The 8,069-nt window shown below is 68.9% G+C and carries 11 protein-coding genes; 5 read left to right on the forward strand and 6 right to left on the reverse strand.

Features of this window, described 5'->3' with window-relative positions; all coding sequences use genetic code 11:
- From VF522_RS24035 to hemP, 4 genes are all read left to right on the forward strand, one after another.
- Positions 1 to 487 (forward strand): TonB family protein (locus VF522_RS24035; RefSeq protein WP_330910869.1); only part of this gene is annotated, 487 nt, incomplete at its 5' end.
- Positions 488 to 521: 34 nt separating this feature from the next.
- Positions 522 to 1,235, forward strand: coding sequence for a MotA/TolQ/ExbB proton channel family protein (locus VF522_RS24040; RefSeq protein WP_330910870.1), 714 nt, complete (start codon positions 522 to 524; stop codon positions 1,233 to 1,235).
- 2 nt (positions 1,236 to 1,237) lie between these two features.
- A complete protein-coding gene (locus VF522_RS24045) occupies positions 1,238 to 1,651 on the forward strand; it encodes a biopolymer transporter ExbD (protein WP_330910871.1) in 414 nt (137 codons plus the stop codon).
- Entirely contained in the window at positions 1,648 to 1,845 is a 198-nt protein-coding gene (gene hemP, locus VF522_RS24050) for a hemin uptake protein HemP (protein WP_330910872.1), read from the forward strand. The genes VF522_RS24045 and hemP overlap by 4 nt, the downstream gene beginning before the upstream one ends.
- 40 nt (positions 1,846 to 1,885) lie before the next feature.
- On the opposite strand, the gene VF522_RS24055 is transcribed toward hemP, so the two are convergent.
- Positions 1,886 to 2,293, reverse strand: coding sequence for a heme-binding protein (locus VF522_RS24055; protein ID WP_330910873.1), 408 nt, complete (start codon positions 2,291 to 2,293; stop codon positions 1,886 to 1,888).
- A 135-nt stretch (positions 2,294 to 2,428) separates the two neighbouring features.
- Between VF522_RS24055 and VF522_RS24060 the strand changes: the two genes are divergently transcribed.
- Complete coding sequence (locus tag VF522_RS24060) at positions 2,429 to 3,127, forward strand: Bax inhibitor-1/YccA family protein (protein WP_330910874.1); 699 nt, start codon at positions 2,429 to 2,431, stop codon at positions 3,125 to 3,127.
- A gap of 68 nt (positions 3,128 to 3,195) precedes the next feature.
- Here VF522_RS24060 and rlmD read toward each other — a convergent pair whose 3' ends face one another.
- The 5 genes from rlmD to VF522_RS24085 all read right to left on the reverse strand — a co-directional run bounded on the left by rlmD (position 3,196) and on the right by VF522_RS24085 (position 8,064).
- Positions 3,196 to 4,599, reverse strand: coding sequence for a 23S rRNA (uracil(1939)-C(5))-methyltransferase RlmD (rlmD, locus tag VF522_RS24065; protein WP_330910875.1), 1,404 nt, complete (start codon positions 4,597 to 4,599; stop codon positions 3,196 to 3,198).
- A 13-nt stretch (positions 4,600 to 4,612) separates the two neighbouring features.
- Positions 4,613 to 5,398 (reverse strand): 3'-5' exonuclease, encoded by a 786-nt coding sequence (locus VF522_RS24070; protein WP_330910876.1) that lies wholly within the window; start codon positions 5,396 to 5,398, stop codon positions 4,613 to 4,615.
- A 73-nt stretch (positions 5,399 to 5,471) separates the two neighbouring features.
- Positions 5,472 to 6,482, reverse strand: coding sequence for an RNA polymerase sigma factor RpoS (gene rpoS, locus VF522_RS24075; protein ID WP_414709581.1), 1,011 nt, complete (start codon positions 6,480 to 6,482; stop codon positions 5,472 to 5,474).
- A 2-nt stretch (positions 6,483 to 6,484) separates the two neighbouring features.
- A complete protein-coding gene (locus tag VF522_RS24080) occupies positions 6,485 to 7,375 on the reverse strand; it encodes a peptidoglycan DD-metalloendopeptidase family protein (protein ID WP_330910878.1) in 891 nt (296 codons plus the stop codon).
- Positions 7,372 to 8,064 (reverse strand): protein-L-isoaspartate(D-aspartate) O-methyltransferase, encoded by a 693-nt coding sequence (locus VF522_RS24085; protein ID WP_330910879.1) that lies wholly within the window; start codon positions 8,062 to 8,064, stop codon positions 7,372 to 7,374. Before VF522_RS24085 ends, VF522_RS24080 begins: the two co-directional genes overlap by 4 nt.
- Between the last annotated feature and the right edge of the window lie 5 nt (positions 8,065 to 8,069).

Raw genomic sequence — 8,069 nt, forward strand, 5'->3', positions numbered from 1 at the left:
CCCCGCGCCACCGCCCCGCGAGCAACCCGTGGTGCGCAAGCCGGTCGTGACGCCGGCTCCCGCGCCGAAGCCGGTGGCAGCCCCCGAACCCGCGCCGTCACCGGCCCGCGCGCCCGCCGTGACCGCCACGGCCGAACCCCAACCCGCACCGCCGCCGATCTCGGCACCGGTGACTGCCGCGCCCGCGCCGCCGGCACCACCGCCGAAGCTGGAACTGCCGATTGCCTACGCCGACTACCTGCAGAACCCGCAGCCGCCTTGGCCGCGCATGAGCCAGCGCCTCGGCGAGCGCGGGGTGACGGAGATGCGTGTCCTGATCGGCGCCGACGGGCGCGCGAAAAAGGCGGAGCTCGCCAAGTCCAGCGGCTATCCGCGCCTGGACCAGGCTTCGCTGGAAGCCGTCCTCAGCTGGCGGTACATGCCAGCCAAGCGCGGCGGCGTGCCGGAAGACATGTGGTTCGTCGTCCCGATCCGCTGGGGCGATTGACACCGAAGCCAGAAAACAAGGAAGACCAAGAAACATGAACGCAGACTTCGGGTTGGCCCACCTCTGGAGCCAGGGCGACATCGTCACCAAGGGGACCGCGATCCTGCTGCTGGCGATGTCGCTCGCCTCCTGGATGGTGATCATCGTCAAGGCGCTCGACCTGCGCCGCTACATGCGGCAGTCGCGCAAGATCGAGAGCTTCTGGCACGCGGCCGATTTCGCCGACGGCCTCAGCAAGCTGGGCACCGATCCTTCCAATCCCTTCCGCGTGCTGGCCCTGGAAGGCCGCGAGGCCCAGGCCCACCACAACGCGCAGCCGCAGCTGCACGACTCGCTGGACGCCAGCGAATGGCTCACGCGCACGCTGCGCAACTCCATCGACGAGTCCACCGCGCGCCTGCAGTCCGGCCTGGCCGTGCTCGCCTCCGTGGGTTCCACCGCGCCCTTCGTCGGCCTGTTCGGCACGGTCTGGGGCATCTACCACGCACTGCTGGCCATCAGCGCGGCGGGCCAGGCGTCGATCGACAAGGTCGCGGGTCCCATCGGCGAAGCGCTGATCATGACGGCGCTCGGCCTCGCGGTGGCCATCCCAGCGGTGCTGGGCTACAACGCGCTGGTGCGCGGCAACAAGGGCGTGCTGCAGAAGCTCAATCGCTTCGCCCACGACCTGCATGCCTACCTCGTCACCGGTGCGCGCGTCACCGCCGGCAGCCCCTCGCGCGTCGTGCCGATGAAAAAGGGAGCCTGACCATGGCCTTCGGCACCCAGGACGACACCGACGAGGTGATGAACGAGATCAACATGACGCCCCTGGTGGACGTCATGCTGGTGCTGCTGATCATCTTCATCATCACCGTGCCCGTGATGAAGCACTCGGTGAACGTCGACCTGCCGCGCGCCACCAGCAGCCCGCAGGACACCAAGCCGGACACGGTCCGGCTGTCGGTGGACGCGCGCGGCGACTACTTCTGGAACGAGCAGCGCGTCACCGAGGAGGAACTGCTGCCGCGCCTGCAGGCCGAGGCGAAGCGCGATCCCCAGCCGGAACTGCACCTGCGCGGCGACAAGGAAGCGCGCTACGAGCGGGTGGCCCAGGCGCTCGCCGCGGCGCAGCGCTCCGGGCTGCACAAGATCGGCTTCATCACGGAGCCGAAGACGCCATGAACTCCACGAGCGTGAATGGCGGGGGGCAGCGCCACGAGCCGCTCGCGCCGGCGGACAGGCGCGCCGAGGAGCGTCCGGCTCCGCTGCACAGCGGCGCCCTGCTGCAGGGCCGCCGCCTGGTGGAGATCGAGCACAACGGCGAGGTCTACCGCCTGCAGGCCACGCGCCTGGGCAAGCTGATCCTCACGAAGTGACGCATGGCGCCATCCCCCGCGCAGGCGGGGAACCAGGCGCTTACAACCCCAGGGCCGCAATCCCCGCGCGGGCGATCTGCGCATCCTCGGTCGACTTCACGCCGCTGACGCCCACGGCGCCGAGGCACTGGCCGTCCTTCAGGATCGGCACGCCGCCTTCCAGCATGCCTTCCAGGGTAGGCGCGCTCAGGAAGGACACGCGGCCGCCATTGATGATCTCCTCGTAGACGCGGCTTTCGCGCCGGCCCAGCGCGGCGGTGCGGGCCTTCTGCGGCGCGATGTGGGCCGAGATGGCGGCGGTACCGTCGAGGCGCTGCAGCCACAGCAAGTGGCCGCCGTCGTCCACGATGGCGATCGTCACCGCCCACTGGTTGGCGATGGCCTCCGCTTCCGCGGCAGCGGCGATGGCCTTGACGTCGGCGAATTCGAGGCAGGATTTGGTTTTCATGCTTGTGGTGGAACTGCTGAAACCCCGGAGCATAACGGCCCGCCGGTCAGGCCCCTCGCAGGCATTTGGCAGCCCGGCATTGAACCCTCCTAGAATGCGCTCATCTAATGCCCGTGAGGCAAAGGAGACAGCAACATGAGTGAACCGATCCAGACCGTTTCGTCCTATGGGTACGGCGATGCCGCCGTATCGCTCGAACAGCGCAACAAGGTCCTGCGCAACACCTATTGGCTCCTGGCGCTCAGCCTCGTCCCCACCGTGCTCGGCGCCTGGCTGGGCGTGGCCACGGGCATCACCGCCGGACTCACGGGCGGCCTCGGCCTGATCGTGTTCCTGGCCGGCGCCTTCGGCTTCATGTTCGCGATCGAGAAGACCAAGGACTCCGCCGCCGGCGTCGGCGTGCTGCTGGCCTTCACCTTCTTCATGGGCCTGATGCTGTCGCGCCTGCTGGCGATGATCCTGGGCATGAAGAACGGCTCCGGCATCGTCATGACCGCCTTCGGCGGCACGGCGGCCGTGTTCTTCGTGATGGCCACGCTGTCGTCCGTCATCAAGCGCGACCTGTCGGGCCTGGGCAAGTGGCTGTTCGTCGGTGCCCTCGTGATCCTGGTGGGCGCCGCGATCAACGTGTTCGTCGGCTCGACGACCGGCACGCTGGTGATCAGCACCCTGGCCATCGGCGTGTTCAGCCTGTTCATGCTGTACGACCTGAAGCAGATCATCGACGGCGGCGAGACCAACTACATCTCGGCCACGCTGGCGCTGTACCTGGACATCTTCAACGTGTTCCAGAGCCTGCTGGTGATCCTGGGCATCACGTCCGGCGACGATTGATGACGGATGACGAATGACCCCGCGGCCTCCCGCGGGGATGACAAAAGGGCCCGCACGCGGGCCCTTTTTCATGCGTGGTCGAAGACCGCGATCGATTCGACGTGCGCCGTGTGCGGGAACATGTTCACCACGCCGGCGCTGCTGCAGCGGTAGCCCGCCTGGTGCACCAGCAGGCCGGCGTCGCGGGCGAGCGTGGCCGGGTTGCAGCTGACGTAGACGATGCGCCGCGGTGGGCGCCAGCCGCCCTCGCGCAGCGCGTGGTCCTGGTGCAGGTCGGCGAGCGACTTGGCGAGCGCAAACGCACCCTCGCGCGGCGGATCGACCAGCCAGCGGTCGGCGGAGCCGTCGGCCACCAGTTGCTGCGGCGTCATCTCGAACAGGTTGCGCGCCTCGAAGCGCGTGGACGCGAGCGGCTGCAAGCGCCCTGCCTGGTTGCGGGCGTGGTTCTCGCGCGAGCGGGCCACCAGCGCCTCGCTGCCCTCGATGCCCAGCACCTCGTGCGCGCGCGTCGCGAGCGGCAGGGTGAAGTTGCCGAGGCCGCAGAACCAGTCGATCACGCGTTCCTTGGACTGCACGTCGAGCAGGCGCACCGCGCGCTCCACCAGCACCCGGTTGATGTGCGGATTGACCTGGGTGAAGTCGGTCGGCCTGAACGGCATGGTGATGCCGAACTCCGGCAGCGCGTAATCCAGTTCCGGCCCGCCCTCGTCCAGCAGGTGCACGGTATCGGGCCCCTTGGGCTGCAGCCACCACTGCACCCCGGCCGCCGCATGCTCCTGCGCGAAGGCGCGCAACTTGGCGAGGTCGCCTTCGGACAGCGGCTCCAGGTGGCGCAGCACCAGCGCCGTCACGCGGTCGCCGCAGGCCAGCTCGATCTGCGGACAGGTCTCGATCGCATCCATCGAGCCGATCAGCGCGCGCAGCGGCAGCAGCAGGTCGCTCACGTGCTTCGGCACCACGTGGCACTCGCGGATGTCGGCCACGTAACGGCTCTTGCGCTCGTGGAAGCCGACCAGCACGGCCTCCTTCTTGCGCACGTGCCGCACCGAGAAGCGGGCCCGCCAGCGGTAGCCCCAGGCGGGGCCCTCGATCGCGGGCAGCATGGTGTCGGGCTTCACCTTGCCCAGGTGCCAGAGGTTGTCCTCCAGCACCCGCTGCTTGATCGCCACCTGCGCGCCCACGTGCAGGTGCTGCATCTTGCAGCCCCCGCAGGCGCCTTCGTGCAGGCCGAAATGCGGGCAGCGCGGACGCACGCGCTGGGCGGACTCGCGATGCACCTCCACCAGCGCGGCCTGCTCCCAGTTGTTCTTCTTCCGATGGACTTTGGCGGTGACCAGCTCACCCGGCAACGCGCCGTCGATGAACACCACCTTGCCGTCGGGACGGCGGGTCACGCCCTGCGCCTCGATGTCGAGCGATTCGATTTCCAGCCAGCCCTCGGGATGCACGGGCGGCGTCTGCTTTTCTGTCATGCCCCGGATTGTCTCAGTGCCAGGCGGCGAGGTACTCCTGCCAGTGCGGCTCCTCGGGCGCCAGCGCACCGAGCGTCTGCTTCACGAAGGCGATCTCCTGCTCGTACTCGGCCTCGGTGAAGCCGCAGCGCATCTTCTGGAACCGGCAGTACAGCAGGTACGTGTTCATCACGTCCGTTTCGCAGTAGCGGCGGATCTCTTCCAGCTTGCCGTCGAGGAAGGCCGAATACACCTGCGAACCGTCCATGCCCAGCTTGCCCGGGAAGCCGCACAGCTTGGCCATCGCGTCCAGCGGCGCGCTGGCGCGCGGCTGGTACATCGCCAGCAGGTCCATCAGGTCCAGGTGGCGCATGTGGTAGCGGCTGATGTAGTTGTTCCACTTGAACTCGCGGTCGTCCTCGCCCAGGTCCCAGTACTTGCCGGCGGCCACGCCATGGCGCAGGCCGCGGTAGTGCAGCACCGGCAGGTCGAAGCCGCCCCCGTTCCAGCTCACCAGCTGCGGCGTCTTCTGCTCGATGGTCTTGAAGAAGTTCTGCACCACCTTGCCTTCGCTCGCGTTGTCGCGATCGACGAAGGAATGCACCCGCAGGCCCTCGGCATTGCGGAACACGCAGCTGATCACCAGCACGCGCTGCAGGTGCAGCGGCATGAAGTCGCTCTGGTTGTTGTCCTTGCGCTCCTGCAGCCAGGCGGCGTAGACCTGCTGGTCCGTCATCTCCGGGGGCGCGTCGCGCAGCAGGCGCAGGCCCTGGATGTCCGGAATGGATTCGATGTCGAAGACGAGAACAGGCCAACTCATCCGGCCATCTTAACGTTCGGCGTCGAGCGTCGAGCGTGATTCACCCTGAACGCCCAACGCTGAAGGCCCAACCCTAGAACAGCGCTCCCTTGTCGATCCCGCTACGCGCCATCTGCCGCTTGAGCTTGGTCAGCGCCTCGTTCTGGATCTGGCGCACCCGCTCGCGCGTGAGGCCCAGGCGGTCGCTCAGCACCTCCAGCGTCTCGGGCTCGCGGTGGTGCAGGCCGAAGCGGCCTTCCAGCACCTCCTTCTCGCGGTGCGTGAGGCTCTGGATCCAGCCGGCCAGCAGGCGCTCGACTTCGTGGTTGTGCGTCACGCCGGTGGGATCGATCGCCAGTTCGTCGGCCATGAAATCGCCCAGCGTGTGTTCGTCGTCCGAGCGATCGACCACCGCATCGAGAGACTTGGGGGTTTCGGCCATCGCCAGCAGCTGCGCGACGTCCTGCACGTCGCGCCCCAGCAGCGCGGCGACGTCCTCGACCCGCACGCCCTCGCCGTCGCCGTTGCGCGCGCGGACGAACTCGGGATCGTTCTCCAGCGTGCGGCGCGCGCGCAGCACCTGCTGCAGCTCGCGCACCACGTGCACCGGCAGGCGGATCACGCGGCCCTGGTTCATCACCGCCCGCTCGACGGCCTGCCGGATCCACCAGGTCGCATAGGTCGAGAAGCGGAAGCCGCGCTCCGGCTCGAACTTGTCGATCGCGTGCATCAGCCCGAGGTTGCCCTCCTCGATCAGGTCGGAGAGCGGGACGCCGCGTCCGAGATAGCCCTTGGCAATGCTCACCACCAGCCGCAGGTTGTGCTCGATCATCGACTGGCGCGCGGTGAAGTCGCCGGCGCGCGCCTTGACGGCCGTCGCGTATTCCTCTTCGGCGGTGAACAGCGTCGTGCGGCGCACGTCGCGCAGGTAGAGCGTCAGCGTGTCGCTGCTCTCGCCCGACAGATCGCCCGAGAGCTCGCGCAGAGCGCCCTCGGGCACGGGCTCCGCGGCAGGCGGCGCTTCGGACTCATCCGTAACGGGCCGGTCCGCATCTTCTCGGGCGCCTTCCGGCGTCGTGGATGCGTGCCCGTTGCGCCGCTTCATCGCTATCTCGGTGGCAGGTACCTTGCGGGGTCGACCGGCTTGCCCTGCCGGCGGATTTCGAAATGCAGCTTCACGCGGTCGGTGTCGGTGGACCCCATCTCGGCGATCTTCTGCCCCTTGCGAACCATCTGGTCTTCCTTCACCAGCAGCGACTGATTGTGCGCGTAAGCGGTGAGGAAAGTGTTGTTGTGCTTCAGGATGATCAGGTTTCCGTAACCGCGCAAGCCCGCACCGGCATAGACCACCCGGCCATCGGCGGCCGCGACCACGGGATCGCCCGCGCGGCCCGCGAGGTCGATGCCCTTGTTCTTCTGCTCGTCGAAGCCCGCCAGCACCGCTGCGGCGCCGGACGTGGGCCAGCCCCAGGGGATGTCGTCATCGGCGGTCAGGACCGGAGGCGGCTGGGGTGCCGGCGCGCGCGCGGCCGCGGCTGCGCTGGCCGTGCTGCTCGCCGGCGCCGCGGGGGCCTGCGCCACGGCAGGCGCGGAAGCCGCGGGCGTGCTCGCAGCGGCACTGGCCGCCGGCGCGACCCCCGGCACCACCGGCGGTGCGACGCGCAGCACCTGGCCGACCTCGATCACGTTGGGGTTGTCGAGATTGTTCCAGCGCGCGACGTCGCGCCAGTTCTGCCCGGTCTCGAGCGCGATGCGCACCACCGTGTCGCCCGGGCGCACGGTGTAGTAACCCGGCTTGCCAGCGTTCTCGGCGCCCGGCAGCAGGCGCGCGGGCTCCGCGGCGGGAACCGAAACCACGCCGGCGCGCGAAAGGCTGCGGTCTTCCACCGGCGCGGGCGCACGGCGTGGCGCGGCACAACCCGCGAGCAGCGAGAGTGCCAGCAACAGGGCCAGGCCTGCGGAAGCGCGAACGCGCGCGATCATCGAATTCATCCTCATGCGATGCCTGATTTTAGGGGGACAAAGTGAACGGTCTCAAGAATCGTCTGCGTCAGCCGTCCCGCGTTCTTCTCCAGGATCACCAGCGCCTGCTGTCCGTGCGGCATGACCATCGGCGCGACGATGCGGCCGCCGTCGGCGAGCTGATCGGTCCATTGCGCAGGCAGCGCCTCGCCGCCGGCCGCGGCGATGATGCCCGCATACGGTGCGCCCTTGGCGAAACCCGCCATGCCGTCGCCGAACAGCAGGTGCACGTTCGGCAGCCGGAAGGTCCGCAGGTTCTCGCGCGCGCGGTCGTGCAGGCCGCGCAGGCGCTCGATGCTGTAGACCTCGTTGCAGACCTGGCTCAGCACCGCGGCCTGGTAACCGCAGCCGGTGCCGATCTCCAGCACGCGGCCCAGGCGGCCCTTCGCATCGGTGCGGCCCGCCAGCAGCAGTTCGATCATGCGCGCCACCACGTTGGGCTTGGAGATCGTCTGGCCCAGGCCGATCGGCAGGCTGGTGTCCTCGTAGGCCTGGTTGACCAGCGCGCTGTCGACGAAACGGTGCCGTTCCACGGCGTTCATCGCCGCGAGCACGCGCGCATCGGCGATGCCTTGCGCGGCGAGCTTCTGCACCATCCGCGCGCGCACGGCCTGCGAATCGAGCCCGACGCCGGAGACCGCGGGCGCGGCCGCACGCGCGGGCACCGGTG

Source organism: Ramlibacter sp. (genome assembly GCF_036383835.1).
Classification (GTDB): domain Bacteria; phylum Pseudomonadota; class Gammaproteobacteria; order Burkholderiales; family Burkholderiaceae_C; genus Ramlibacter.

Excerpts from the sequence above, each read along its gene's own strand:
- VF522_RS24040 (WP_330910870.1), top strand. The coding sequence starts at position 522 with ATGAACGCAGACTTCGGGTTGGCCCACCTCTGGAGCCAGGGCGACATC.
- VF522_RS24045 (WP_330910871.1), top strand. The coding sequence starts at position 1,238 with ATGGCCTTCGGCACCCAGGACGACACCGACGAGGTGATGAACGAGATC.
- hemP (WP_330910872.1), top strand. The coding sequence starts at position 1,648 with ATGAACTCCACGAGCGTGAATGGCGGGGGGCAGCGCCACGAGCCGCTC.
- VF522_RS24055 (WP_330910873.1), bottom strand. The coding sequence starts at position 2,293 with ATGAAAACCAAATCCTGCCTCGAATTCGCCGACGTCAAGGCCATCGCC.
- VF522_RS24060 (WP_330910874.1), top strand. The coding sequence starts at position 2,429 with ATGAGTGAACCGATCCAGACCGTTTCGTCCTATGGGTACGGCGATGCC.
- rlmD (WP_330910875.1), bottom strand. The coding sequence starts at position 4,599 with ATGACAGAAAAGCAGACGCCGCCCGTGCATCCCGAGGGCTGGCTGGAA.
- VF522_RS24070 (WP_330910876.1), bottom strand. The coding sequence starts at position 5,398 with ATGAGTTGGCCTGTTCTCGTCTTCGACATCGAATCCATTCCGGACATC.
- rpoS (WP_414709581.1), bottom strand. The coding sequence starts at position 6,482 with ATGAAGCGGCGCAACGGGCACGCATCCACGACGCCGGAAGGCGCCCGA.
- VF522_RS24080 (WP_330910878.1), bottom strand. The coding sequence starts at position 7,375 with ATGAGGATGAATTCGATGATCGCGCGCGTTCGCGCTTCCGCAGGCCTG.